This is a genomic window from Psychrobacter sp. CoH-33_TS_01 (assembly GCF_058189395.1).
Map to the genome: position 1 here is coordinate 63,933 of NZ_JBVGQI010000005.1, position 26,904 is coordinate 90,836.

General features: G+C 46.3%; 19 protein-coding genes. 17 read left to right on the top strand and 2 right to left on the bottom strand.

All coding sequences use genetic code 11. The features are described from left to right. Positions 1-667: 667 nt before the first annotated feature. From ACZ2XM_RS09690 to ACZ2XM_RS09735, 10 genes are all read left to right on the top strand, one after another. Positions 668-2,032, top strand: a complete 1,365-nt coding sequence (locus ACZ2XM_RS09690) for an MFS transporter (protein ID WP_490588598.1) — start codon at positions 668-670, stop codon at positions 2,030-2,032. Positions 2,033-2,083: 51 nt separating this feature from the next. Further along, a complete protein-coding gene (ssb, locus tag ACZ2XM_RS09695; protein WP_490588599.1) occupies positions 2,084-2,722 on the top strand; it encodes a single-stranded DNA-binding protein in 639 nt (212 codons plus the stop codon). 1,132 nt (positions 2,723-3,854) lie between these two features. Further along, positions 3,855-4,184, top strand: a complete 330-nt coding sequence (locus ACZ2XM_RS09700) for an H-NS histone family protein (protein WP_490588600.1) — start codon at positions 3,855-3,857, stop codon at positions 4,182-4,184. Between the two features lie 406 nt (positions 4,185-4,590). Beyond that, complete coding sequence (gene gspN, locus ACZ2XM_RS09705; protein ID WP_490588601.1) at positions 4,591-5,391, top strand: type II secretion system protein N; 801 nt, start codon at positions 4,591-4,593, stop codon at positions 5,389-5,391. Beyond that, positions 5,392-6,306 carry a type II secretion system protein N gene (locus ACZ2XM_RS09710; RefSeq protein WP_490588602.1) on the top strand — a complete coding sequence of 305 codons (915 nt, stop codon included), beginning with the start codon at positions 5,392-5,394 and terminating at the stop codon, positions 6,304-6,306. 380 nt (positions 6,307-6,686) lie between these two features. Beyond that, the gene (gspD, locus tag ACZ2XM_RS09715; RefSeq protein WP_490588603.1) at positions 6,687-9,005 is read left to right on the top strand and encodes a type II secretion system secretin GspD; all 2,319 of its coding nucleotides are present in this window, start codon (positions 6,687-6,689) and stop codon (positions 9,003-9,005) included. Between the two features lie 81 nt (positions 9,006-9,086). Next, a complete protein-coding gene (locus tag ACZ2XM_RS09720) occupies positions 9,087-9,284 on the top strand; it encodes a hypothetical protein (RefSeq protein WP_490588604.1) in 198 nt (65 codons plus the stop codon). Between the two features lie 294 nt (positions 9,285-9,578). Beyond that, entirely contained in the window at positions 9,579-10,595 is a 1,017-nt protein-coding gene (locus ACZ2XM_RS09725) for a TatD family hydrolase (protein WP_490588605.1), read from the top strand. Positions 10,596-10,860: 265 nt separating this feature from the next. Further along, positions 10,861-11,727, top strand: coding sequence for a tRNA threonylcarbamoyladenosine dehydratase (locus ACZ2XM_RS09730; RefSeq protein WP_490588606.1), 867 nt, complete (start codon positions 10,861-10,863; stop codon positions 11,725-11,727). A gap of 170 nt (positions 11,728-11,897) precedes the next feature. After that, on the top strand, positions 11,898-13,664 hold the full coding sequence (locus tag ACZ2XM_RS09735; protein WP_490588607.1) for a GAF domain-containing hybrid sensor histidine kinase/response regulator: 1,767 nt from the start codon (positions 11,898-11,900) through the stop codon (positions 13,662-13,664). Between the two features lie 289 nt (positions 13,665-13,953). Here ACZ2XM_RS09735 and efp read toward each other — a convergent pair whose 3' ends face one another. Beyond that, positions 13,954-14,526 (bottom strand): elongation factor P, encoded by a 573-nt coding sequence (gene efp / locus ACZ2XM_RS09740; protein WP_490588608.1) that lies wholly within the window; start codon positions 14,524-14,526, stop codon positions 13,954-13,956. Between the two features lie 302 nt (positions 14,527-14,828). On the opposite strand from efp, the gene epmB reads away from it, so the two are divergent. The 7 genes from epmB to ACZ2XM_RS09775 all read left to right on the top strand — a co-directional run bounded on the left by epmB (position 14,829) and on the right by ACZ2XM_RS09775 (position 25,525). Next, complete coding sequence (gene epmB, locus ACZ2XM_RS09745; protein WP_490588609.1) at positions 14,829-15,836, top strand: EF-P beta-lysylation protein EpmB; 1,008 nt, start codon at positions 14,829-14,831, stop codon at positions 15,834-15,836. Between the two features lie 301 nt (positions 15,837-16,137). After that, entirely contained in the window at positions 16,138-17,955 is a 1,818-nt protein-coding gene (locus ACZ2XM_RS09750; protein ID WP_490588610.1) for a cyclic-di-GMP receptor FimW-related protein, read from the top strand. Between the two features lie 430 nt (positions 17,956-18,385). Further along, positions 18,386-20,467: an EAL domain-containing protein gene (locus ACZ2XM_RS09755; protein ID WP_490588611.1), complete on the top strand. Its 2,082-nt coding sequence runs from the start codon at positions 18,386-18,388 to the stop codon at positions 20,465-20,467. Between the two features lie 211 nt (positions 20,468-20,678). Next, entirely contained in the window at positions 20,679-21,194 is a 516-nt protein-coding gene (locus ACZ2XM_RS09760; protein ID WP_490588612.1) for a c-type cytochrome, read from the top strand. A 64-nt stretch (positions 21,195-21,258) separates the two neighbouring features. Beyond that, positions 21,259-22,299: an AAA family ATPase gene (locus ACZ2XM_RS09765; RefSeq protein ID WP_490588613.1), complete on the top strand. Its 1,041-nt coding sequence runs from the start codon at positions 21,259-21,261 to the stop codon at positions 22,297-22,299. 4 nt (positions 22,300-22,303) lie between these two features. After that, complete coding sequence (locus ACZ2XM_RS09770) at positions 22,304-23,302, top strand: hypothetical protein (protein ID WP_490588614.1); 999 nt, start codon at positions 22,304-22,306, stop codon at positions 23,300-23,302. Beyond that, positions 23,303-25,525 carry a transglutaminase TgpA family protein gene (locus tag ACZ2XM_RS09775; RefSeq protein WP_490588615.1) on the top strand — a complete coding sequence of 741 codons (2,223 nt, stop codon included), beginning with the start codon at positions 23,303-23,305 and terminating at the stop codon, positions 25,523-25,525. A gap of 110 nt (positions 25,526-25,635) precedes the next feature. On the opposite strand, the gene ACZ2XM_RS09780 is transcribed toward ACZ2XM_RS09775, so the two are convergent. Next, the gene (locus ACZ2XM_RS09780) at positions 25,636-26,886 is read right to left on the bottom strand and encodes an HmuY family protein (protein WP_490588616.1); all 1,251 of its coding nucleotides are present in this window, start codon (positions 26,884-26,886) and stop codon (positions 25,636-25,638) included. Positions 26,887-26,904 lie beyond the last annotated feature (18 nt).

The window sequence follows — 26,904 nt, forward strand, 5'->3', positions numbered from 1 at the left end:
GGTCTAAAGCGGTTAAGTTATGGTTTTCAAACAAGCAGTTAACTGTCACTAGTCAGAAGGTTTGCGTCATAAACTAGGGTAGTGGTTAAAAATAGGAAATAGGATGGTTACAGCAAGGTAGCTAACTCGCCGCTATACCATTATCAATGGCTAGAATATTAAAGCCTATCACCAGTAAAGACTGTGCTGAATTTAATGGCATTTGTACGGTTTTAGTTTTAGCGGAATTTTACCGATACGCCCTCAAAATAAAACCGAGTGGTCATTACTAGCCGAAAGATTTGAGCTGGCTACTTGATAACTTAATAATCATCCACATTAAGCAGGAGCTTCGCGGTTCATTCCTTAATATAAGGAATTGACCTAGGGCTTGAGCGCGGCGGTCAAAAATAATGATTTAGGCTAAAAATAATCCTGCATACAAAAGCAGGTGGTGCGGCTACAGACGCTGAAATATCGCTAAGCAGAAACCGTAATGACGGCTCTTTAATCGCTCGTAATGCCTAGCAGCATTGATGTTAATGGTTACGAACTAGGCATATTTCAAGGGTCAACCATAAAAGATAGCGCGTAACCTAACAGAAATATAACTTCTAATTGAACAGGGCATACAAGCACTTAGATAATCGCCTATAATGTGCGTTTGTGGTCTTGAAGAGGGCATTGCATGAATGCGATAGAAAAACGAGCCATCGCAGGCGTGGGAGGCATTTTTGCCTTGCGAATGATTGGTCTGTTTATGATCGTGCCGGTATTTTCAGTTTACGGCAACGATTATGCTCATGCGACGCCGCTATTGATTGGCCTGGCCGTGGGTATCTATGGCTTAGGTCAGGCTATCTTTCAGATTCCGATGAGCCTGGCCGCCGATAAGTTTCCTCGCAAGCCGATGATTCTTATAGGCCTGATCATGTTTGCTTTGGGAGGAGTATTAGCGGCTACGGCCGATAGTATTTACCAAGTGATTATTGGTCGCGCATTGGCCGGTAGTGGCGCAGTCTCTGCCATTTTGATGGCCTTGCTGGCTGATGTGACCCGTGAGCAAGTGCGCACCAAAGCGATGGCCACGATGGGGCTGACGATTGGGACGTCTATCATGTTGGCCTTTGCTATCGGTCCAATGCTGGTATCAAGTCTAAAGATATCCGGGTTATTTTGGTTGACCGCTGTCTTTGCGGTATTGGCCATGGTGCTATTGGCTTTCGTGCCCACCCCAACCCGCGTGCTTACTCATAATTTAGCGAATAAGTCGATTGGTCAGCAGCTAAAAGATGTTTTGGCTGTGGGCGATTTAAACCGACTGCACTTCGGGATTTTTGCACTGCATCTAACGATGACCGCTATTTTTGTCATCGTCCCGCATCAGTTCTCCGAGGTCTTGGGACTAAGTGTGCGTCAGCAAGGCTATGTGTATCTGCCGCTGTTGTTCGTCGGCTTTGCCATTGCCATTCCTTTTATTATCATCGCTGAAAAACACCAAAAAATGCGCCAAGTGTTTTTAGCCGCCATAGCCTTGATGGCTGTAGCCTTAGCCAGTTTAGCGGTTGGTAGTCAGTTGGGCGTTGGCTTAATTATAGGGTTAGGGCTGTATTTTATTGGCTTTAACTTGTTAGAGGCGACAATACCTTCGTGGATTTCTAAGCGCGCGCCCGTAGCCAATAAGGCGACAGCGATGGGTTTAAACTCGTCTAGTCAATTTTTTGGTGCTTTCATCGGCGGTGCGATGGGTGGTTTATTATTAACCCAAAGTCCCTTATTAGCGTGGGGCGCCTTAGCCGTCGTCATGGCCCTCGCACTTTTATTAATCTTTCCCATTCGTCAACCGCCTTATTTGAGCAGCGCTACCTTAACTATTCCTAAAGATATCAATATTAAAGATTGGTCGCAGGAAATCATGGGGATTGAAGGGGTTGATGATATCGTGGTCATGGCGGTAGAACAGGTCGCTTACCTCAAATTAGACAAACAAAAACTCACCGATACTTCGCGTCAACAGCTGTCGCGAATGACATTAACAGAACTAGATATTTGACCATAAATTCGTTAAAGTGGGAATCAAATCTCTTTTATAAAGGATGCAATTATGCGCGGCGTAAATAAAGTTATTATTGTCGGCAACTTAGGAAATGACCCTGAGACCAAGCAGTTCAGCAACGGCGGCAGTGTCACCAATATTTCTGTAGCGACCTCTGAGCAGTGGACGGATAAGCAAAGCGGTGAAAAACGTGAAGCGACAGAATGGCATCGTATTGCATTATTTAATCGTTTAGGCGAGATTGCTGCACAATATCTGCGTAAAGGCAGCCAAGTGTATATCGAAGGCAGTCTGCGTACCCGTAAATGGCAGGATCAGAACGGCCAAGATCGTTATACGACAGAGATTCGAGCCGACCAAATGCAAATGCTAGGCAATACTGGTGGCGGTGGTGGTGGCACTTTCTCAGGTCAAGGTGGTTTCCAGGGTAATAATAATCAAAACAACAATGCCCAAAATAACCCTGCTCAAAATCAAAATGGCAGCAATTATGGTGGCAATAATAATAGCCAACCTAACTACCCGAACAATCAAAATAACCAGTCGTATGGTAACCAAGGCTCACAAGGCAATCAGAATGCCTTTGCCAATAACAACAACAATGCGCCGGCCCAGCAGAACAACGCTCCAAAGCCTAACGCTATGCCCATGTCTGATGCGCCAGTAGATGATGATATTCCATTCTAAATCATTGAATACTGTCGATTAAGCGTATTAAAAGTACTGACTAAGCCCTGCTATTGCAGGGTTTTTTTATGGAGGAAGCTAACGGCTATTGGATGAAGCAATATAAGGTAGGGTTAATGCCCACTCCAGCTATAAGTCATAACCTAACTAAGGTTGGTGCAACCGTATACCCGTGACTTTCTTATAGCTCTGATTTTGTGGCAAATAGGGTATAGATTGCATAGATTAACTCTACCTAGCAACGAGGTCGGAAACATAAATCAGCGGAATAACTACAGAATACTTGATGAACAATAGTTTGTTTTTATAATATTGTATAATTTGATGGCTAGGATTGAAATCGATAAAATTAATAGCAGAGCGAAAATGATTAAAGTTTATCCTTAAGTATTTAGCAAAAAAATAAAATAAAAACATATAAATAACTATTAGTATTAATAACTTAGCATTAATAAACGCATATAATAACTTTAAACATGTAAGCAGGTAGAAACCGAATGATTTATGGTTAGATTTTCAAAACATTATCATTTATTTTTTAAAATTAGGAAAGATAACGTACTATTATCTTTTATTCACCACCGTTGAAGACTATTAAATTTCTTTTTTAAAAATTGTGTGCTAGGATTTACCCCACTTTTCAAAAGGTGGGTAAGGGCAATAGCAAACTATAATCGTATAATTATTTTATAGGGTGGATTAAAAAGTGGATAATCCTATAATATACCTTATTAGTATTAAGGCTTTCGGTCGGGTCACTATCATTGGCTGATAACTTTAATACTAAATCAAGGTGGCTCCTTATAAGCTTATATGATGCTGTGCTTTATTGCTCTCTACTAAAGCCAGTTCTCTAAATGGTAAATAATTAATGTGGCTATTATTAAATCCAATCTCTTGGTGGATTCATAAGAAGCATTAATAAGTAAGCTGCTTAATTTTACGGTATGTTTTGAACTACAGCCGTGGTTGAAGGTAGTGACTATTGATACCTGCTCCCTGATAGTTACTGGCTTATAGCGGTATCATGAATGGAGCAGTAGCTAACTTAACCACGAGTTTAGTGAAATGCTGTGATAGAGACCCACTTAATGACTAATTTTATCTTTTACTTTTTATTGCAGAGGCAAATATGACTAAGAAAACTTCAGTAGACCTAGCATCGTTAAACGTTGATGAATTGATGGCCATCACCCAAAATGCTCAGCAGCTTATTGTTGAAAAACAACATCAGCGTTTATATGATGCCTTTGAAAAATTCGAAGAAATTGCAGAGTCTTGCAATAGTACTATCGAAGATATTTTAAAGGCTGGTGAGCAACTAGAGAAAAAACGCAGCATTAAATACCGCAACCCAAACAATAGCGAAGAGACTTGGACCGGTCGTGGCCGTAAACCAACTTGGTTGGTGAATGCTCTAGACCAAGGTCAGGCGCTTGAAGACTTCCTAATCCGTAGCTAAGCACCGTACTTAACTAGGCTAGCTAGACTTAGCTAAGCAAGCAACTAAGTACCTTTAGCTGCTAATGAGCTCTAAAAACGAACTGGTATCTTTATTTTAAAGGTGCCAGTTTTTTTTATCCGTTATGAGTGAATGTTTGTTATGATAATGGCATTTTGACTCAGTCGCTTTAGCTAGCATAGAGCTGTTTTTGGCGCGCAGCCGGTAACTATAGGGTAGTGGTCGTATATAAGTAGTGGCTCTATATAAATAGTGATCTTATCGGCAGTAGACTGCAGCAAGCTAACGGTAGCAATAGCATTGTATTAACATAATAGTATGCTAAGAATAAGCGAGCCGGAACATAGGCTACTTCGTGCCTACTATTTTCGCCTCTAACAACCTCTAATATATAGGGTAAAGACATTTGACAGCGGCTTCCTCCTCCTCACAAAAACGCCCGCGTAAACTTTGGTGGCTCATTGGTGCCGTCTTATTTGCGCTGTGTGTGTTGGTGCAAATGCCGGCCGCCTGGATTGTGCAAAAATATGCTCCAGCCACGCCTTATTTGCAGCAAGTGTCGGGCAACCTATGGCAAGGGGCGGCGATTTGGCAACTGCCGCAAGCTAAAAATACGCTGACAGGTGCGGTCACTTGGACGTGGCAACCGTGGCAGCTGTTTTTGGGTCGCGCGGGGGCAGCAGTGACCGTCACTTCAGGTAAGTCTCAGCTGGCAGGCACTATGAGTATGAGCCGCAGTGGCTGGTCGGTTAAAGATATGTCAGGTAAGATTACGGAAGAGACCTTGGCTGGGGTGGTGGATTGGCGCTTGCCTAAAGCACCGATTCAGGTCAATGCCCTGAGCTTAGACAAAGATAATGAGCGCGGCTTTGTGGCGGCTGACGGCCAGTTAACTTGGGTCGGCGGTGAGTTAGGCTATCCTAATGGCGGCAAGACTTATCAGCTGACTTTGCCGGCGCTACGAGCGGATCTCAGTAGCGAGCAAAAAGGCGAAAAATCGCTATTACATGCCAATCTACTCGATAATAAAGACAAGCGCCTCGGTGACTTTTATTTGGATGCCGATAATATGTTGGATATCAATTTGACCCAGCGCTTGTTAGAGAATATGCCCGAATATAAAGGCAAAGCGCCGCAAGATACCCCAGTAGTTAGCGTACGTCAGCCCCTGCTAGCAGGTCTATCCTCAGCTGCAGGAGCGCAGTAGATGGCCGCTACGCTAACCTCTTATTCTAAACAGCTAATGAGTGGCTTAAATCGCTTGTCAGGATGGCTGCTACTGCTCGCTATCGCTTGGCTATGTTGGGCTATTGCGCGGTTATTATGGCTGGTACTCGCCCCGCCCCAAGCGCCTATGCTACCGGTCGCACCCTTACAACCTGCGGCAGTCAGCACTACCGATTATGCCAGCAGTTTTATGATATTTGAGTCTCTTGCAGCGGCTACCGCGCCTACTCAGCCGCCACCCAATGTGGCGCTAAAAGGGGTGATGTTGGCCTCTCCTGAAAGCAACTCAGCCGCGCTACTAGAGGTGAATGGTACGGTCAAAAACTACCGCGTCGGCAGCCTCTTAGAGAGCACGGGGTACAAATTAATTGCGGTCGCTTGGAATGAAGTAATTATTGCCGACCCTAGCGATAAGCAAGTGGTAATTACTTTGACCCAGCCCTTGACGCTAGACCAAGGCCAAATGGCGGCTAATAACGGCGCTGGAGCAGTGAGCAATAATCGTCTGCCAGTTGCTGATGCTACGCAAGCAGGGGCTATGCAGCCTGAAGCGACTCCGGAAGCTGCAGGAGAAGGCGGTGCTGAGAATAGCAATCCGCAATCTGCTATTACTGAAGCGGTCGATGAGCTCAAACAGAACCCAGCGAGCTATCTGAGCCGCATGGGCGTTATGGCCACCGGTGAGGGCTATCAAGTCACGGCGGCGATGCCAGATGGATTAAAGAATAGATTGGGTTTAGAGCCTGGTGATAAAGTGTTGTCTGTCAATGGGCAAGCGGTCGGCAGTAATCCGGGCCAAGATGCTGACCTACTCGATAAAGTGAAGCAGTCGGGTGGCGCAGAAATAGAAGTACAACGCGGCGATCAAGTCATTACTATTCGCCAGCAGTTTTAATTTTTACCCTAGCTATTGTTAAAAGCTTTAGGGGCTAGTTTTACCCCTTTATTGTCGTTTCGCTAGTCGCGAATAACAGTAGCTTTACGGCGCTAGTTTTAGCACAATGGTGGCGGGAAGCTGCAGGGCATCACTAGTCCTATAGGCAGTCCACTCAAGACTGGGTACCACTTAAGATTTGGTATAGAGTCACTGGGATAATTTTGCGCTTGCCTCAGCCATAGCGCTTAGCAGGACTAAAAACGGCTAAAATTAAACGGTCAGTATTACATTAGATTATTGAATAAGGTCGCTAAAATGGCCGCAGCTTCAGTCTACAGCAGACGGGTGACAGATAGTTACTGTTCGCAGGGATATACATACATAATGGGTCATACTACATGCTAAGTTTGCATAGCTTTTTCAACCGTACACTTTGCACGCCTCGAGGGAGCGCGCAGCAAAAGCCGCTATCCCGCAGTATTTTGGCAGCTAGCTTATCCTTGACGGTACAATGGTCTCGGCCTGTGTTGCTGGCCGTGCCGCTATGGGCAGCTGCGCACAGTGCGGTACATGCTGAAAGTTGGAAAGTGAATCTACAAGATGCGGATATTAAAGCCTTCATTAATGAAGTGGCGACCATCACTGACCAAAATTTTGTTTTAGACCCACGCATTAACGGTAATGTGACGGTCATCTCTAACCGTGCCTTATCCAAGGCTGAAATCTATCAGTTGTTTTTAAGCGTAATGCAGGTCAACGGCATCGCTGCTATTGATACGGGCAGTACCATTAAGCTAGTGCCTGATAACGTCGCTAAGCAATCGGGTATTGCGGTGGATTTAAACGGTGAATTGGTCGGTGAGACACTGACGACTCGAGTCATTTATTTAACCAATACTCAAGCGGCCGAAGTGCTGACCGTCATTCGTCCGCTGATGCCACAATCGGCACATGCTGCTGCAGTACCCAGTATTAACGCGCTGGTCTTATCTGACCGTGCTGACAGCCTCAATGAGCTGACCACCCTCATCCGCGACCTCGATAGCAATAACAATGACACTATGAGTGTAATTCCGCTGCGTCATGTCGACTCTGAGCGTATGATGGATTTGCTCAGTGCCTTGACTGGTATCACTAGTGCCGACAAGACCCAAGGGGTGAATCAGCTTAAAATTATTGCCGATCCTTCAGGGGATAGACTGCTGGTCAAAGGCAGCCCCGAGATGATTGCGAAAGTGCATAATATGGTCAATCAATTGGATACCATGCCTTCTAAGCGCCTGAGCGGTCTGCGAGTATTCCGCCTAAAATATGCCAGTTCAGGGCATATTGCAGAAATGCTCAGAGGTTTGTTGTCCAACCAGTCTATCAATAGTACTGGTGCCACGTCGACGTTGGAGTCAGCGTCACTAGCCGACTCAGCCACAGGATCAACCTCGTCTCTAGGTACCGCGGAAAGTCTGAATGCCAGCACCTCATCAGCAGGAATGGGCGCGCTCAGTGCTGAAAATGGGATAGTGGGTAATAACCAAAAACCCTTTAGTATTATCGCCGATGAAACCCAAAATGCTGTGATTGTGAATGCGCCACCAGAACTAATGATAGAGATTGAAGAGGCGGTGAATCAATTGGATACCCGCCGTGCGCAAGTATTAATCCAGGCCGCCATCGTCGAAGTGTCAGGGGATGATGCCAAGCAATTGGGCGTGCAATGGGCGTTAGGAAATGCCAATAGCGGCTATGGGGTGATTAACTTTAATAACGTCGGTGCCAGTGCGACCTCACTGGCTGCAGCGGCGTTAAGTGGCTCGACAGCAGGTATTAGCACGGCGGCTGGCTCGATTGCGGGCGCCTTATTAGGTCTGGGTCAAAGCAGCAAAGACAGCGATGGCAATACGAAATTTTATGGCGCTATTTTACAGGCCTTAGACTCGTCTACCAGTGCCAACCTATTGTCTATGCCGTCTATTTTGACTCTAGATAACGAAAAAGCCAGTATTTTGGTCGGGCAAAACGTCCCGGTCGTGACAGGCTCTTATACGACCAGCGGCAACTCATCGACCAACCCTTTCCAAACCATCGACCGTCAAGATGTGGGTATTAACCTGAATGTGATCCCGCATATCGGTGAAAATGGCACAGTACGCCTTGAGGTCTCGCAAGAAGTCTCTTCCGTAGTGGGCGGGACAGCAGGCAGTAGCAATGGCTTGGTGACCAATAAGAGTCTGATTAATACGACTATTTTAGCGGATGACCAGCAGACGATTGCCCTGGGCGGTTTGATGCGTGATAACACCACCAATGGCGCGCAAAAAGTCCCTGGTCTAGGGGATATGCCATTGCTTGGGCGTCTATTCCGCTCAGACAGCAGTAAGTCGGATAAGAGTAATTTGATTATCTTCTTACAACCGACTATTTTGCGTAATGGGGGCGCGGTAGCTAGCGTCACTGAGCGCCGCTACAATCAGATGCGCACGATGCAACTGGTGATTGATAAAAATGGTACGATTAAGCAACTGCCCATGACTGGGGTACAGGGTTGGGGCGATCAAGTTGACCCTAACTATTCGTTGATGCCGCTAAATCCTCTCGTGCCGCCCGTTAATCAGGTGGCACCAGTCAAGGCGCAGCCCGTTACTCAATATCCAAGCAGTCAGTATCCAGTTGAGCAGCTGCCAGCTAGTAGCCAACAAGGCTTTACCCGAGTATCACCCTAGTTCGCGCGGGCTAGTTATCACAGTTATATAAGCCGTCATGACTCAAATTTATCTAAACTGGCCTATATTAGGAGCAGAATAATGGTAAAAAAACACTGGTTAAAACTGGGTGCGGTTGCTGTGGCGTTACTGCTGATTCCTAGACGCAGCAGCCGGCAAGCGCAGGATACACCCTATAATGGTTATGATGGTGTTGATAATACAGACAGTGCAGACCGTCCTGTAAAGCCAGTAGCTACGCCGTCAACTGCTGCTCCACACGATTACCCTAAAGGGTAAGCTTGTCTTTTTATTAAGTTAGTCGTGGTTTATTTAGAGCGTGTCCTCAAGTAACTACATTAGCGTGTCAGGGATTAAAACTGGCTATAGCTTAAATATGGGTAATGAGGCTAATCTGCTTAGCAAGCTCCTAGTTTTTGGTTGTTGGTAGGTAACAAAGCGTAGTGTGACTGGCCTACTGTTCGTGTTATCCTCATGAATATCAATAATTAAGCTCACACGCTATCTATTACTGCATCTCTGTATTATCGCCTAGAGCGTGTCGTTTTACTCGTCGCCCTTAAGGTGTCTTTTATGCCCCATACTTCATTATCAACTGCTGTTTCCGCCTCAGCTACTGACCATTTGCTAGCGACTGACCCTTGTAGCCGGCCTTACGCCGAACGCTATGCGCTTATCGACACTCATACCCATTTTGATGAGGCTGTCTTCGTGCAGGATAGAGAAGCGCAAATTAGGCAGGCTAGCGATGCGGGGGTGCAGCATTTAGTGTTAGTAGGGTATTTACGGCGCTACTTTGAGCGTATGTGGCAGACACAAGCGCAGATTAATACCTTCAATTATCCAGGACTATCGCAGCAAGAATTGAGCAAACCGCTACAGGCTCACGTCGCTTTGGGTCTGCATCCCGTTTATATTGATGAGCATACTATAGACGATTTGCAGGTGATGACAGACGGCTTAAACCAGCGCAATGATATTATCGCCATCGGTGAGATCGGCCTCGATACCTTTACCCCGCAGCTTAAATTGCCCGAGGTACTGGCCAAGCAACAACGGTATTTTATTGCACAATTGGATATGGCGGTCTCTCATGAGCTGCCCGTCCTGTTACATATTCGTAAAGCCCATGCCGAGACGCTAAAAATCCTTAAGCAGCACCCCTATGATGCCCATGCGTTGGGGGGCATTGCTCATAGTTTTAGTGGTGGTGAGCAAGAGGCAAAGGCTTTCGTAGCATTAGGGTTTAAATTGGGCGTTACGGGGCAAGTGACCAATCCTAATGCCAAAAAACTCCGTCGGGCATTGGCGGCGGCAGTACAGCAATACGGTCTCTCTTGCTTAGTGATTGAGACCGATTGCCCAGATATGTTGCCCGTAATGTGCCAGCCCGATTGGTCTGCGATAGCGGCTAATAATTTAGAGACTAGTCACTCCCAGCCTACCCGCAACACTCCAGCAAATTTACCGCACGTCCTGGCTACTTTAAGCGAGCTCTTTGATATAGCGCTGGCCGATTTAGCAGAGCAGTTATGGCGCAATAGCTGTGAGGCGCTCAAAGTCCAATGGGATTATACTGTCTCTTATTAATCCCTTCTTACTACGTTACTATCTTTTATTTATTGTCTATAACCCTGCAATTCCATCTCCCTAGCGCCATTTAACGCTTATAATAGGGAGGTATGGGTGGGCTTTATGGCAGTTCAGAGGATGGTAATAGTCCAGTATTAATGCCCCTTGCTTATCCTTAATATTTTTTAGATTAATGGTTTTTTTCAGGTTAATAACTCTTTTTGGAGTAATAACTTGTTTATAAACTTAAGGTACTCATTCTCAAAATAGGACCCCGTCATTTATGTCAGTTAGCCCTGCCCAAAACACCGCTTTTCCTATATTAGAACAGCCGCTAGTAGACAGAGAAGATAGCCAGTATGAGCGCCGCTTCCAAGGTACTAAAACCTTATATGGTGAGAGCGGCTTTAATGCTTTTGAGCGTGCTCACATCTTTGTGATTGGGGTGGGTGGCGTAGGCACGTGGGCAGCGGAAGGGTTAGCGCGTACCGCTATTGGCAATATCACCCTGATTGACTTGGATATATTAGTGGCCTCTAATGTGAATCGTCAGCTGCCGGCCTTGGACAGCACTTTTGGACTGAGCAAAATTGAGACGATGGCGGCCCGTATGCGTGAAATTAACCCGCATATTCAGCTGCAACTGATTGATGATTTTTTGACGCCAGAGAATGTCGCGACCTTACTGCCGAGTCGTGAGCAGGCGCAAGCGGCACAAGCTGCAGGTCAGCAAATTATTATCTTGGATTGCGTGGATGATATGGCGGCGAAATTAGCTATTGCGTTGCATTGCCGCTTTAATAAATTAAAACTGATTAGTGCCGGCGGAGCAGGGGGTAAAACCGATCCGTTACAGATAGCAGTCAGTGATTTAAAGGATACTTATCAAGACCCGCTATTGGCCCGGTTGCGCAGTAAATTACGCCATGAGAAAGGTATTAACACCGAGCTCAAGGAAAAGTTTGGTATTCGCTGTGTTTATTCAACCCAACCGCCCATTACCAATAAAAAAGGTAAAGATGTGGTGGATAACGGAGTAAACTGCCAAGTAGGCGGTCTACATTGTGGCGGGTATGGCTCAGCGGTCGCAGTCACTTCCGTAGTCGGAATGGTGATGGTGAGTGAAGCATTGCAGATGTTATCACGCTAGCTACTAGAGACTAAGCTCGTGCATAAACCTAGCGTGCAAACAGGTAATTTAGTCGAGAAATAAAGATTAAATCATAAGGCATAATACTCAGCAGTCCAGCCCAGATATTTATTATTACTATAATTTAAGCTGCGTAGCCCTATGCAAATTATCGCAGTGAGGAGTCAGTCTTGAGCCAGATATATTACCCCGTTGCTGCTAATGATGCCGAGCGCATTAGTAAGCTGCGCGAGTATCAAGTCTTAAATACCCAGGACGAGCCAGCATTTGATCGCCTTACTGAACTGGTAAAAGTATTTTTTGATATGCCCAAAGTCACCATCACTTTTATGGATGAAGAGACGCAGTATTTTAAGTCGCCTATAGGGTTTGACGAGCACGTTTCTACGCCGCGTGAGGTGGCGCTGTGCAACTATACGGTACTGGCCGATGAGGTATTTGTAGTCGATGATTTAAGCCAAGATGAGCGTTTTGTAGACAACCCTCTTATTGTCTATTCTCCTAACTTACGCTTTTATGCGGGCGCGCCCATCATTTTATTTGAAGACAATAAATACTACCGTTTAGGCTCCCTTTGTGTGATGGATACCGAGCCGCGCTATGACTTTGATGCGACCAAAGCGGAGCATTTAAAAAAGTTTGCGGTAATGGCGGCAGATGCTTTACGCTTGCGAAAAAAACAACGCATGGCCAAAAAAGCCAACGAGATGAAGTCTGAGTTTTTGGCCAATATGAGTCATGAAATTCGCACTCCTATGAACGGCATTATCGGTATGGTTGAGATGCTCGATGAGACGGATTTAGATGCTGAGCAAGAAGAATATGTGAACAGTATCAAGATGTCGAGCGAGCACCTTTTAGCAATTATCAACGATATTTTGGATCTGTCTAAAGTAGAGTCGGGCAAAATGGTGCTGAATAATTGCCCGATAAATTTGGCCGCTTTATGTGAAGAAGTGGTGGGGCTGTTTAAAGCCAAGGCGCATCAGCGTAAAGTGAAGCTAGGGTTGCAGTACGCCAGTAATTTAAGCCCTTATACCGTTGGCGACCCCGTCCGTTTAAAGCAAATCTTAGCCAACTTAGTGAACAACGCCCTTAAATTCACTGGTGAAGGCGGTATGGCACAGATTAATGTCAGTCCGGCCTCGCCAACTAATGATTTAAGTATTTACCAGTGGCATTGTTCAGACCAGGCTAAGAGCGAATTGCTACAAGATGGCTCCTATCAAAATGCCATGACTATCTGCATTGAGATAACCGATACAGGTGTGGGGATTAAGCCCGAATCTTTGGAAGCTATATTTGATGCTTATAACCAAGCGGACAAATCCACCCATCGCTTATATGGCGGGACGGGACTAGGCCTATCGGTCTGTAAATCTTTAGTGACCAATATGAACGGTTCCATTCGAGTGACCAGTACCGTCGGCAAGGGCACTACTTTTACGGTTTTATTACCGCTGCCTCTGCTGAGCGAGCAGCAATTTATTCAGGCCAAACAAGCCACTATAAAAACTATACCGCCTATAGACCAGCAACAGCCGCTTACCGGTAGGGTGCTATTGGTGGAGGACGATACGGTCAACGCTATCATCGCCAAAAAGGCGCTGATGAAGAGCGGGCATCAAGTCACCCATGTCGCAGACGGGCAAAAAGCCATTGAAGTCTATGCGCAAGCGCCAGACAGTTTTGATATTATCTTGATGGATCATCATATGCCCATCTTAGATGGTGTTGAGGCGACTAAGCAGTTGATTGAGCAGTATGGTGCTGACAATCTACCGCCTATTATTGCGTTGACGGCGAATGCGATGGATGGTGAGCGCGAAAAGTATATAGCGCTAGGTATGCAAGACTATTGTACTAAGCCTTTCAAAAGAGAGCTGCTCAATGAAGTGATTCAACGTTGGCTGGCCCAAGCACATAAAGACGGCTAATAAAAATTGCGGTTTAAACTTGCCTAGTGGTTTGGGCGCTAGGCGGAAAGCATGGTAAACGTATTACGTCACTTTTTATACATTAAGCTACTTTTTATATATGAAGCTAGTAACTATAAATTAAGACAATACCTATAAATTAAGCCAGTAGCCATAAAAAAACGGGTTTGGGACAACAGCATTTGCTGATATCCCAAACCCGTTTTTCATATCTGTACCGCTATACATCAATAATATAGGCAGATACAGACGGACTCTGCTTTCGGCAAAGCCCTAGGGTAATAGCCCCTTAACTAACGCGCGTTTGATAATCGCCGGTACGCGTATCAACACGAACCACTTCACCTTGTTGGACAAATAGGGGAACACGTACGACCGCACCCGTCTCTAGGGTAGCAGGTTTACCACCACCACCTGAAGTGTCACCACGGACGCCTGGATCCGTTTCCGTAATGGTGAGCTCAACAAAGTTTGGCGGTACGATAGCTAAAGGCACGCCGTTAAATAAAGTAATGGTGCACAGATCATTGCCATTTTCTTTAAGCCATTTTGGGCTATCGCCCATAGCATTAGCATCCGCTTGTAGCTGCTCAAAAGTTTCTGGGTGCATGAAATGCCAAAACTCGCCATCGTTATAGAGATAGTTCATTTCCGTATCGACCACGTCAGCGGCCTCTAAGCTATCACCAGATTTAAACGTTTGCTCAAGCACTTTGCCACTGCGTAAATTGCGTAGTTTCACGCGGCTAAAAGCTTGGCCTTTACCGGGTTTTACCAGTTCGTTTTCGAGAATAGCGCAGGGATTGCCATCTAACATGACTTTCATGCCGGCTTTAAATTCATTGGTAGAAAAACTTGCCACTTTTAACTCCTAATTATCAATTTAATATGCAACTCGTCAATCTAATGTGGCCTTACAGCGGCTGATTGTTGCAGCAGACGAACTATTGCTGCATCATAGCCTTAGCGGCCGCATCCTTGGCAGTGACTCAGTAAGGATTCAGTATTGATTCAATAGTGATGACAAGAGTCTAAGCAAATTTTGCTAGAGATCACCATGATTTCTATAGAAAAGCTTAGGTAACGTTAGGATGCGTAGAGCCTACATTGGAATTGGCTGGTATGGCCTATATAATGGCGACATCTAAACACATTTAGGCTGCCATGATAAACCATTTAATCACACAAACAAACTGGCAAACGCATTTATCGCAAGCGATTACTTCAGTTGATGAGCTCTTAAGCCTAGTACAGCTTGACCGTAGCCAGCTTGGGGTGAGTGTCCCAGATAACTTTGGCCTGAGAGTACCTCGAGGCTTTGTCGCTAAGATGCAGCCTGGCAAGGCAGACGATCCATTATTACTGCAAGTATTGCCAACCTTACAAGAGCAGATTCCAGTGAGCGGCTATATTCAAGACCCGCTCAATGAAAATGAGCAGAACCCTATCAAAGGGCTGCTGCATAAGTATGAGTCACGGGTGTTACTGACCATTACCGGAGCTTGTGCGATTCATTGTCGCTATTGCTTTCGTCAGCACTTTGACTACGGCGCCAACCTGCCGAGCAGTAAAGAGCAGGCGGCAATCGTTGACTATGTGGCACGCTGCCCTGAGGTAAATGAAGTGATTTTAAGCGGGGGAGATCCGCTTAGTATTAGTAACCGCCGCTTATTTGCTTGGTTAGATTGTTTAGAGGCGCTCGAGCAACTGACCACCATACGGTTGCATACGCGCTTGCCCTTAGTGATACCTGAGCGTATTGATGAGGCTTTGCTAGAGCGTTTACAGGCCAGTCGCTGTCAGATTGTCATGGTGATTCACTGTAATCATGCTAATGAAATCGACGCTCATACCGCGCGCTATTTGCAGGCACTCAAGTCTGCTGGCGTGACATTACTGAATCAGACGGTACTGCTGGCTGGGATTAACGATACCGTAGCTATCCAAGTGACTCTCAGTCAGAGTTTATTTGCAGCAGGGGTATTGCCTTACTATTTACATGTTCTCGATAAAGTGGCTGGTGCGGCACATTTTGATCTTCCCGAGCCGCAAGCTGTCGAGCTGTATTGGCAACTCTTGGCCAAGCTTCCAGGGTATTTAGTGCCTAAATTAGTTCGAGAATTACCGGACCGCCCTTTTAAGACCCCAATAGATATTTACAAAACGGTTTAAAGTTGTCAGTATAGGCTCGATATTCAATCATAGTATTGATTTGAAAGTTATTCGTCTTTGAGCCTGCTGAGCTCATAGGCAGCTATTATCTAGGCAAAGATTATCCAACCAACACCTCGTTAAGTATTCAGTTCAAAATTAAGTATTAAGCTCAAATAACATCACAAAAGGATTTTGCGAGGAGAGGGCGCTTAGCTAGTGAGCGTGTCTCCCTCATCTATGATTATCTTGACAATGCATAAAAATTCTAACAAATAACGCCTTCCTTTATGCCTAGTCTTTTTACACTAAGAGCATTTCTATGATTAGTCAGTCTACTTTCATTGAGTATTTAACCGTGACGCCAGAGGTGCAGGCGCTCACTTTTAGTCATATTGGACCCCTCGGTGCGAACGTTGAGCAATGGGTGGTAAGTTTAGCGGTGAAGTCTGAATCTGAGCAGTTGGCGCAGATTGAAAAAACGCTTAGTGAGCTCATACTAATGGAGCTATCAGAGCCATTACGTTTAAAGCTAATGCAGCCGGTATTTGTGGCGGTTGAGCGCCTTATTGCTCAGCAGCATAAACACTATAAGTATGAAACTGGGGTATTGTCAGCGGATCATTTGGCCGCTGTTGAGCAAGTAAAGTCATTATATTACATGTGTATTTTGGTCTTTAATGGCGTGATTGAGCGGTTACGTACAGAGCGCATGGCGCAGAGTACCAAAGAAAGTACGCATTGGAGCCGACTGCGACTTTTGCCTGCTACCAAAGCTTCTGCGAATAGTCTAACTTTGGCAATCTACTGGTCCATTCTTTGTTATCAAAAGCTATTGCTTGAGTTTGCGATTGCTTATCAAAGATTGCCCTCCATCTTTTGGCAGCAACTGAATCGTCTATACTTATTAGCGGTCACAGAAGATATTACTAGGGTAGATGTGAGCCGTCATCCTATGGCTAGAACCGCCACGAATATTCATCAAATATACACGCAAATATGTCTATTTAGCCTGCCCAACCTATCCGCTTACAGACGCCAAGATATCACTGGTATTCATCGCTTATTGCCCAAATGGACCCGTTATCTGAAAATGGCTTTAGTGCCGCAGTCTAAGACTCGGCTGTTTGTCAATCTTCAGGGAGATAAAGGCCCAGAATACTTGACGCCGCATACCACCATTAACCCTTATGATGACCAGCACACTTGCTTGTTCATTGAGTTATTACCCCTGTTAGAGTTCTTAGAAAATCCAGAGCGGTTTAATGTCGCTACCAAAGATTTAGATGTTTATGAAAAGCGTTTAATTAAAAAGACTTTAGCTACGTTAGAGCAGCAGTATTTAAAGCCGCAACGTCGCGCCTCTCCGCGAATTGATGTCAATTACAATGCTATTTTGCTAACTGAGTTTAATCGTATTCACTACCATATTGCTGGTAAGCAGTCATTGGGCAATCTTATCAATCAAAAAGATATTGCTAATAGGCATCTGCCTAAATATACGACGCGACCTAAGCTTGGCAGCGAGGATATCGCAATTAAAGCGCAGTTGTTAGACCAGAGCCTGACGGGCTATCGTTTTCATACCAGTCATGCTGTAGATAAGATAATAGATGAGTCGTTGGTAGTGGCCAAAGAAGAGCCTATCCGGCAGCCCTTGAGTTTAGCGAATGATCCACAAAGTTGGCTGATTGCCTCGCGTGCTGTAGCGGATAAACCTGTACCGGATATGCAAGCGTCGCTCCCCACCTTACAGGTCATGAGCTTATTTGCTATTCAAAATGAGCTAGAGCAAGATAAGAAAAAGTGGAAGCTGGGCATCGTGCGTTGGATTGAGGCTGTTGAAGATGAGCTTGAGGTAGGGGCGCAGTTGCTAGGCGTCTCTATTACGGCGTGCGGCGTGCGTTTAGACAGTAACGATGACCGTAGCCAGGATTTTGTGGCCGCTTTATTAATTGCGGGTAGTGACAGCTTAAATACTAAACCCACCCTCATGCTACCTCGCTATCATTTTAAAGAAGGTGATCGGGTGATTCTACGGATTCATGATAAGCAGACCCAGCTTACCTTACAGAAAAATGTGTTAAATAGTGATGATGTGGATCAGTATGAAATTGCTAGGGTGGCTAGTAGATTTTAGACCATTGCTGGCTCTTATACATTGTCGCTAATAGCTGTTGCTAGTAACGAAAAGGTTCCTGAGGGCAAGTATTCGAACCAATTATTGTTAATTAAAACTAATTAAACTTGGCGTACTAGTAAGTTGGTAGCTTTATTATGCTTAGGGATTTATAATAAAGCCATAAAAATAATAATGCTTTGTATTGGCATAATAATGAGCAAATATTCAACAGTCAAAATCTGCTAAATATTTGTTTACTAAAGTTTAAATAAGTATTTTAGCCAAATATTGATAGGGCCTTAGCTAGATTAGCTGGTAGTAACGGTTATAGACAAAACCCACGGTTGCAGAAGGGTATACTAGCACGAGAGCAAAAGTCAGATAGATAGATAGTTAAGACAACTTATATTACCTATATGAACACTCAGACAGTTAATTAAGGCGAGTTATGGCAACGGAAAGCACACTAAATCTACTAGTTATAGGTGACGATCAACGCTATGCAGAGCGCTTAGTCACGCTATTGTCGCAGTACTATACCGAAGTAAATCTTGGGTTTTTGGATGATAAGGCTGAGTTATTAAAGTCCTTGCGTAGCCAATGGGACGTCATGGTATTTGGCCATGCTTACGATATGACCTTTACGGATGTCGTCGGTATAGTGCAGGATATGAATATTGACTTGCCCATGATTTGCCTAATGAGCAACGAGATGGCGGATACGGGTCGGAACAGTGAAGGTCTGCCTGCTATCATCGATGGTAATATGGTCAAGGCTTTACTGCCAGAAAAAGAAACTCGGGTCGTCATTGCTATCTGTTTACAATACGAAAATCTAAAAACCCGCCGTCAGTTTGCGAAAGTGCGCCATATCCTTGCAGAAGCAGAACAGCGCGCTAATATCCTTATCAAAAACTCTAAAAGTGCCGTTGCCTATATTGATGAAGGCATCCACATCTATGCAAATACCCCTTATCTAGACCTGTTTGGCTTTGATAATATTGAGCAAATCATTGGCGTACCCGTGATTGACCTAATAGAAGGTGGGGATAATATCCAAGGTTTCAAAACCTTCTTACGCCGCTTCGATAAAGGCAATCGTGATGAGGTAGAGTTTGACTTTGAAAGCCGGCACAAAGACGGCAGCACTTTTGAAGCCAAACTGCAACTGGCTGCTGCAACGTATGAAGGCGAGCCGGTCACCCAGATTATTATTCAACGCAGTAATGCTGAAGACTTGGCCAAGCAACTGGCTGAGGCTCACCGTAAAGATGGTCTTACCAACCTTGAAAATAGACGTGGCTTTGAGGCCGAATTTGCTAGCTTGCATGAAGCGGCTCTCATGGGTGAGGCGCGCGCGGCCCTATTGTATGTCCGGCTCGACAATATGGGCAAAGTGCATTCAAGCTCAGGTTTGCAAGGGGTCGATGCGACCGTCGTAGAAATTGCTAAAAAGCTCGAAAACTATTTTGCAGATGCTTATGTCAGTCGCTTTAGTGATACTGCCTTTGCCATACTTATTAAAGGGCTGCAACCCGATGAGTTGAAACGCCGGGCTGACGAAGTGCGTGAAGAAATCAGTGCAATGCTCATTGAAGTCGGTAAGCGCAGTATCACTACGACCGTGAGCGTAGGTATTGTGATGCTAGATAAGAGCAGTCCTGATCAAGATGTGGTCATCGAGCGGGCTATCGATGCCGTTGATCAAGTGCTGTTAGAGACCCAAAACGTCGGTAATGGCATTCATCTCTATGACCCAGGCCAATATGCCAATAGCGATGATGAAGCCTTAGCCGAGTATCTAGTGACTGCTATCGGCCAAAATCGCTTTGAGCTGCTGTATCAGCCTATTTATGATATCGAAACCGACCGCAGTGATTTCTTTGAAGTCTATCTGCGTCTGAATATGGTCGATGGCACACAAATGCTGCCGAGAGAGTTTATGGCGGTAGCAAAAAGTCGCAATCTGCTCGAAAAAATAGACCGTTGGATGTTAATTAATGCCAGTAAACAGCTAAGCAGTGTACGCAAAAAATATCCTAAAAGCCGCATCTTAGTGCCGTTGACTAGTGCCTCGCTTGCCGATACTCGCCTTGCTGGGGTCATCAGTCAACTACAAAAAGCGGTGGGTGGTGAGAGCAACGCCTTAATGGTACAGTTCCATGAGCAAGATATCGTGGATTATATGGCCGTTGCTAAAAAACAGATTTTGGCTCTGCGCAAAGTCGATTGCGGTGTTTGTGTGCATAACTTTGGCATGACCAGTAAGTCTGTGGATGCAGCAGAATTCGTAAAACCCGATATGGTGCGTTTGGCCAAAAGCTATGTTGATGATTTAGAGCGTGATGGCGGTATCGAAGCGGTCAAAGTGCTAGTGAATAAGGCCAGCGAGCTCGGCTGTAGCATGCTGATGCCATTTATCGAAGATGCCTCGACCATGTCTGTCGCTTGGAGTGTCGGTGCTCGTTATCTGCAAGGCTATTATTTACAAGTGCCTGCGAAAACTATGGTGCTGGCACAAGACGCTTAAGCAGTAGTCTGTCATAACACATGAGCATGGCGCAGTAACTGGCGGTGCTCGTATTGGTTTTTAATAGTACATTATTGATAAAATAGTCATTTATGGATAGACCTTTAAAGGTAGCATTCCGTCTTTAAACTGGCTACCATGTTATTCATTTATCTATTACTAATGGTATTCTTACTAATGATGCTCTTAGTAATGAAAAGGTCGTAGCGCCGTGAAAAAAGTAAGCCACCCTTCTTTACAGGGCAATCCTTCCCAGTCCTGCTCTACAAAATACACTTTTCCTACTTCACTGCCTGCTGCAGTATTTACTTTACTGCTAACGCTGGGTTTGACCGCTTGTGAAAAGACACCGCCCGACTATCGTCCTGAGGTCACTGTGCCCGAATATACGGCAGGGGATGCGGTGAATGGCAAGCTGATTTATAAAGACGCTTGTACCCAGTGTCATCAGTTGACGCCTGGTCTTAATAAAAAAGGGCCGCAACTGCTCAATGTCTATGGCGCCCCCGCTGCGTTGCTCAAAGATTATAACTACAGTCAGTCCTTGCAGGCTACAGGATGGACCTGGGATGCCAAGACTTTAGATACTTATATCGCTGATCCGGTAGCTGTTCTGCCTGAGTCTAAGATGCTCTCTGATCCGATGCCCGATGCTCAAGAGCGGGCGGATGTCATCGCCTATCTCTCTACCTTACGTGCCCCAGTGCCTACTGAGCCAGCTCAATAGCCTACTTCGTAGTCTAGCAGCCAGCGAGGCAGTCGCTTAATTCATCGTTTTTATAGAAGCTATTATGTCACTGTCTCAGCATCGCTCTGTTTCTCCAATCCCGCCCATGTCTGTAGCTGCCGATGGGGCAGCGTTATCTTCCAACACTGCTATAGCCATAAATAGCTCTGCAGCCCTGAGAAGTAAGCTGACACAATTGCTAGCCCAGCTTAATCACATCGTGCTTGATAAGCCGCAAGTGGTAAAACTGGCTTTAGTTTGTGTGCTCGCGGATGGGCATCTATTGCTGCAAGACTTGCCGGGGATGGGCAAGACCACGCTAGCGCACGCTCTGGCTAATTCGCTCGGGTTAGATTTTAACCGCGTGCAGTTTACCAATGATATGCTGCCAGCGGATATTCTTGGGATGAGTATTTATAATCAAGCGACACAAGCCTTTGAGTTTCGCAAAGGCCCCATCTTTACTCAGTTCTTATTGGCCGATGAGATTAACCGTTCTAGCCCAAAGACCCAGAGTGCCTTGCTTGAGGCCATGGAAGAGCGTCAAGTCACGCAAAATAGCCAAACTTATGCTCTACCGGCCCCGTTTTTAGTCATTGCTACCCAAAACCCAGCGCAACAAGCGGGGGTTTATCCCTTGCCAGAGTCGCAACTGGATCGTTTTTTAATGTGCTTATCGCTAGGCTATCCTTCTGCTGCGGCTGAGCGTGCTTTATTAAAAGGGGAAGACCGCCGCGGTCTCTTGGCTCATCTAAAGGCGATTATGACGACCGCAGAATTAAACGCGGCACAAGCTAGCGTCCGTAAAATCTTTGTGGCGGATGTGGTACTAGATTATTTGCAGCGCCTAGTCGCTAAGTCGCGCAGCAGTCAAGATTATCATGGGTTGTCACCGCGTGGTGTGCTGTCGCTACAGCGTGCCGCCCAAGCCCATGCCTTCGTCAGTGGCCACGATGAAGTGACCCCAGAGGATATCCAAGCCGTCTTTGCTGCGGTAGCGGACCACCGCTTAGGGCAGCGTTTCGTGCCTTTTAATCATACTAATGGTGCCTATCAGCCCAGCATCGCCCAGCGTATTTTGGCCGATGTGCCCGTGATGGCTTAAGGCTATGGCATCCGCTAAGCAGACCAAGGCTGCTCAACCTGCTAGACTAGAGCGCTGGTTTGCCAAGCGCGCCCCGAGAGCGGATAGGGCGCAACTAACGCTACGCAATGTCTATATTTTCTTTAGCCGAGAAGGCGCCCTGTTCGCCTTGCTCATGCTCATCACTTTTATCGCTGGGATTAATTACGCCAATAACTTAGTGTTGGGGCTGTGCTTTTATCTGGCCAGTGTTTGGGTCATCAGCTTTCATCTCACCTTTGCCCATGTGATGGGTCTAAAAGTAGAGTTGCTCGAGGTGACGATGGCGGAAGTGGGTCAACCAGCTTGGGCAACTATTAAAATTATTAGTAATAGTGGTAAGCCGCGCCGGCAGCTGAGCTTTCGCTTTGATGATAAGGGTCAGGTGAAATGGCATACAACCGAGACTAAAGTTAGAGTCGCTAAAATTGCCGGCGAGCAGATTATTAGACTGCCCATTACGAGCGAGCAGCGCGGTAAACTGATTCTACCGCGTTTGATTATTAGTACCGTCTATCCACTAGGAATAATGCGCGCTTGGTCCTACGTCTATTTTGCGACGCCAGCTTGGTTTTATCCTGCACCACTAGCTTTTGACTGGCAGGACAGCTATGTCAGTGCCAGCGATACAGAGAGTGCGCAAAGCTACTATACGACCCAAGGTCAAGATGACTTTGAGCAGCTTGATGACTATATAGAAGGCGAGTCGTTGGCCCGAGTATCCTGGGCACACGTAGCTCGAGGTCAGGGTATGCTCAGTAAGCATTTTGCAGATTCTGTTGGTCATGAAATGCGCTTGGATTACGCGGATATGCCCGCGGCCCAACACGAGCAAAAACTGGCGCAATTGGTATTTGCGCTACAAAATACGGCCGCGACCGATAATGCTTGGCAACTGGTATTGCCCAATGACAATCGGGGGGATATAGGCCAAGGTCATGCCTTTATCCAAGCCTCATTGCTGCGCATAGCGCAGGTGCCCTAGATGAATAAACCTGTATTTTTCTCTAAAAAAGCAGCAGCTTCGCGTAGCGAAATTACGGCTAATGTAAATAATACGGGTGCTCATGCGGCTACTAGCTTTGTGGCGCTAGCTACGGGGCAACAAACGCTACACGATGTCTACGCCATAGAATCGCCCACTAGCCGCTTTAAAAAACTCGTAGGTTTGCCCGCTTATCATTGGATATTGCTGGCGCAGCTATTCGTCATTTTACCGCACCTAACCCATTTACCGGGCTGGCTTATTGGCTTTGCGCTAGTGACTATTGGTGCACAGCTGCCTAGCGTGAAAGCCCGCTTTAAATCTCTTAAATCCTTAAAAAGACTGTACCAAGGCGTACAAATGGTAGGGTTTTTGGCAGGGATAGCCGGACTGTGGCTGACCTATCAGATGGCCTTTGGGTTGGATGTGGGCGTGGCTTTTTTAGTGCTATGTCTAATCAGTAAACTCTGGGAGCTCTATCAGCGCCGCGATGCCTTTGTAGTTTTAAACTTATCGTTATTTGTATTAGCATCTCTATTTCTAATGGATCAGGGACTGGGGACTACGCTCATTGTGGCGCTCGGGGCATTAGTGGTCTTATTTGCCTTTATCGCTATGAATGATACGGGCAATGATAGCGGTGAGGGTAGGCTGCGCACACTCGGTCTGCTAGGCGGGGCGGCTATTCCGCTACTAATCGTCCTGTTTTTATTCTTCCCACGATTGCCGCCTTTATGGTCGGTACAGTTGTCTGGGCAAAAAGCGACAACTGGGGTGTCTGATAGCATGTCTCCTGGAGATTTTGCGAATCTAAGCCAGTCTACTGAGCTGGCTTTTCGCGTTGAATTCCCAGGCGCGCCGCCGCCGCAAAGCGAGATGTACTGGCGTGGTTTAGTCTTTAGTGATTTTGATGGGGTGACATGGACTCGCAACGCTAATGCGCAAGCTATCTGGCCTGAGCGTGGTCTACCTAGTTGGTTACAGAAGGCTATAGCCACTGTACCGGAAGCACAAAGACAACAAGTCGCCCCTTATCGCATCATCCTAGAGCCTACGCAGCAGAGCTGGTTATACGGACTCGATTATCCGTTAACCCAAGCCGCTGATATTGGTATCACGCCGCAATTTACCTTATTGCGTCGTCAGCCCGTCACCCAACAGTTGCGCTATGAGGTCCTGCGTCTACCGTCTATGCGCATAGATACTGAGCTAAGCCCGCAAGAGCGTCAGGTCAATTTAACTTTGCCACGTAAGGGCAACGAGCAAACTCGAGCCCTAGCTCAGCAGTTATTTGCGCAATCCGGCAATGATCCGCAGCGCTATATTGCCGCAATCCAAACTTGGATCAGCCAGACCGAGTTTCGCTATACCTTATCGCCACCGCCATTGCCTAAAGACCGGATTGACAGCTTTCTGTTTGAGACCAAAGCGGGTTTTTGTGAGCATTATTCCTCTAGCTTTACCTTTTTGATGCGGGCTGCAGGCATTCCTGCGCGAGTAGTCGCTGGTTATCAAGGTGGGGAGCTGGCACGCAATGGTGAGGTTTGGGAAGTGCGTCAATTGGATGCGCATGCTTGGAGTGAGGTCTGGCTAGCAGGACAAGGTTGGGTGCGAGTAGATCCTACAGCTTTTGTCGCTCCAGAACGGGTCGAGCAGGGCATGGATGCCCTAACACAGAATCAAGGTGCAGCATTATTTGGCTCGGGGGCTTCGGCTCAGATGAGCTATCAGCAGTTTCGTATGTTGCAGTCGCTACGCCGCTTGTCCGACCAAGCCAGCTATTATTGGCAAAAAGACGTCGTCGGCTATGACCAAGATAAGCAAGCTAAGGGCTTATTTAAATGGCTAAATATTACCTCCATTGTGCAGCAAATCGTTTGGATGGCTGCGCTCGGTGTTAGTCTATTGGCCATTATCGGACTACTATTTTGGTGGCGTCGTCGCCGCCGTTGGCATCCGGTGGATTTACCGCTCGTGCAGCTATCTAAGCGCCTAAGTCGCCGCGATGCCGCCTTAGTTTATAGCGAGGAAGAAGGTCTGCTTGGCTGGCTTGAGCGGGTACAGCAACAGGTGGAGAATGAGCAGAGTAAAGCAGCTTTAGAGACCGTCAAACATGACTATCGCCGCTTGCGTTACGGCCGCTTAAGTTCAGCCGCCATCGATGATAGCGACTATCAGCAAACTTTACAGTCGCTAAAGAGCTTGGCGAAGACTATTAAATAACGCTTTTGTCTTAAAATCAGCCTTAAAAAAAGCCCTTAACAAAATTTGCTAAGGGCTTTTTCTTATTAACGTTTCGTTTTGAAGCAAGCGTACTATTTAGTAGCTTAAGCCTATTTTGCAGGAGCAGGCTGGATGTCTAGTTTATAAACCCATTGAGTCGCTGCAGGCACATTAGGGTTGGCATAGACGATTTCATCTAAGCGTATCCGTGCATAGCTGTTGCCTTCTGCCGAGCGGATTAAGGCCCCTTTAGCGCTAGCCTCAGGTTTTGCAGAGAGCTTGTGCGTCATGCCGTCATAAGTGTACCAACCGTAGTCTAGCGTAGGGTAGTTGCCTGTGTAGCCAGGGTTGAGGTCTGAGCCGTAGATATCTTTAACCCAAGGCACGCCATCTTTTGAGATAGCATAACTGCTGACATCGGTTAAGTCCGCTAGCGTAGCTGCGGCGTTGTCTTTGATGAATTGACTGGTGATCGGCTCGCCTTTCTCATTGTAGTAGCCCGCAGGAGTCTTAGCGACATAACCACCGACTTTCGCGCTGCCTGAGTCGCCGCCATTTAAGACCATGTTCATACGGTTGATACCCACCTGCCAATCGCCGTCTTTCGTGGTGGTCTTGCCCGTAGCTAGATTGATATAGATCCACTGCTCATACGATGAAGCATCAAAGGTTTGTGTTTTGACTTGCGTAGGTAGGGCGGTATCGATCCAGCGTAGAGTTGGATAGCCTGCTGTCCCTGAGTCATTATAATAATTAATAACTTGTAAGGCATAGACCGGTTTATTCACTTGGCTTTCGGTGCTGACATCGCTGTTATCAGTAGTGACAAGATAGACGCGGTTATTAGGGTAAAGCTGATGTTTTTCTTGTAAATTATACTCGTACCAAGGCTTTTCACTAAAGACACCGGCGCTGCTGTCTGCTAAGTAGTGCGAGCTGATATCGCGTTTGGTCTCAGGGTCGGTGGTGGCATTGGTATATTGGCTCAAGTTCGACCAATCGAGCAGACCAAAGACGCCGCCCTTGCCCTGTCCACTGGTGCCACTATTAGACCAAAGCTGCACTGAGCGGGACTGGTTATCAAACTTAATATCCCAAGTGGTGCCCTCACAGCTTACCTCTTTTTGCACATCAAAATCATAACAGTTGGCACCAGGCTGCGTGCTGTCTATCGCCCAAGTAGCCGATTGACTAAAAGTCATAGTCGCAGGCGGCGGGGTGACACCACCACCGTTTGAGCTACTGCCACCATCACTGTCACTACCACAGCCAGCTAGAGCCAAAGACAGAACGCTAACAGAGAAGGCTATAGCTAAGCGCTGTGGCGTAAAAGTAGGGGTTATAGCAGAGGATAAAGTCATAATGAGCTCCTTATAAAA

Coding starts and splice junctions, on each gene's coding strand:
- ACZ2XM_RS09690 (WP_490588598.1), top strand. CDS start 668: ATGAATGCGATAGAAAAACGAGCCATCGCAGGCGTGGGAGGCATTTTT.
- ssb (WP_490588599.1), top strand. CDS start 2,084: ATGCGCGGCGTAAATAAAGTTATTATTGTCGGCAACTTAGGAAATGAC.
- ACZ2XM_RS09700 (WP_490588600.1), top strand. CDS start 3,855: ATGACTAAGAAAACTTCAGTAGACCTAGCATCGTTAAACGTTGATGAA.
- ACZ2XM_RS09710 (WP_490588602.1), top strand. CDS start 5,392: ATGGCCGCTACGCTAACCTCTTATTCTAAACAGCTAATGAGTGGCTTA.
- gspD (WP_490588603.1), top strand. CDS start 6,687: ATGCTAAGTTTGCATAGCTTTTTCAACCGTACACTTTGCACGCCTCGA.
- ACZ2XM_RS09720 (WP_490588604.1), top strand. CDS start 9,087: ATGGTAAAAAAACACTGGTTAAAACTGGGTGCGGTTGCTGTGGCGTTA.
- ACZ2XM_RS09725 (WP_490588605.1), top strand. CDS start 9,579: ATGCCCCATACTTCATTATCAACTGCTGTTTCCGCCTCAGCTACTGAC.
- ACZ2XM_RS09730 (WP_490588606.1), top strand. CDS start 10,861: ATGTCAGTTAGCCCTGCCCAAAACACCGCTTTTCCTATATTAGAACAG.
- epmB (WP_490588609.1), top strand. CDS start 14,829: ATGATAAACCATTTAATCACACAAACAAACTGGCAAACGCATTTATCG.
- ACZ2XM_RS09750 (WP_490588610.1), top strand. CDS start 16,138: ATGATTAGTCAGTCTACTTTCATTGAGTATTTAACCGTGACGCCAGAG.
- ACZ2XM_RS09755 (WP_490588611.1), top strand. CDS start 18,386: ATGGCAACGGAAAGCACACTAAATCTACTAGTTATAGGTGACGATCAA.
- ACZ2XM_RS09765 (WP_490588613.1), top strand. CDS start 21,259: ATGTCACTGTCTCAGCATCGCTCTGTTTCTCCAATCCCGCCCATGTCT.
- ACZ2XM_RS09770 (WP_490588614.1), top strand. CDS start 22,304: ATGGCATCCGCTAAGCAGACCAAGGCTGCTCAACCTGCTAGACTAGAG.
- ACZ2XM_RS09775 (WP_490588615.1), top strand. CDS start 23,303: ATGAATAAACCTGTATTTTTCTCTAAAAAAGCAGCAGCTTCGCGTAGC.
- ACZ2XM_RS09780 (WP_490588616.1), bottom strand. CDS start 26,886: ATGACTTTATCCTCTGCTATAACCCCTACTTTTACGCCACAGCGCTTA.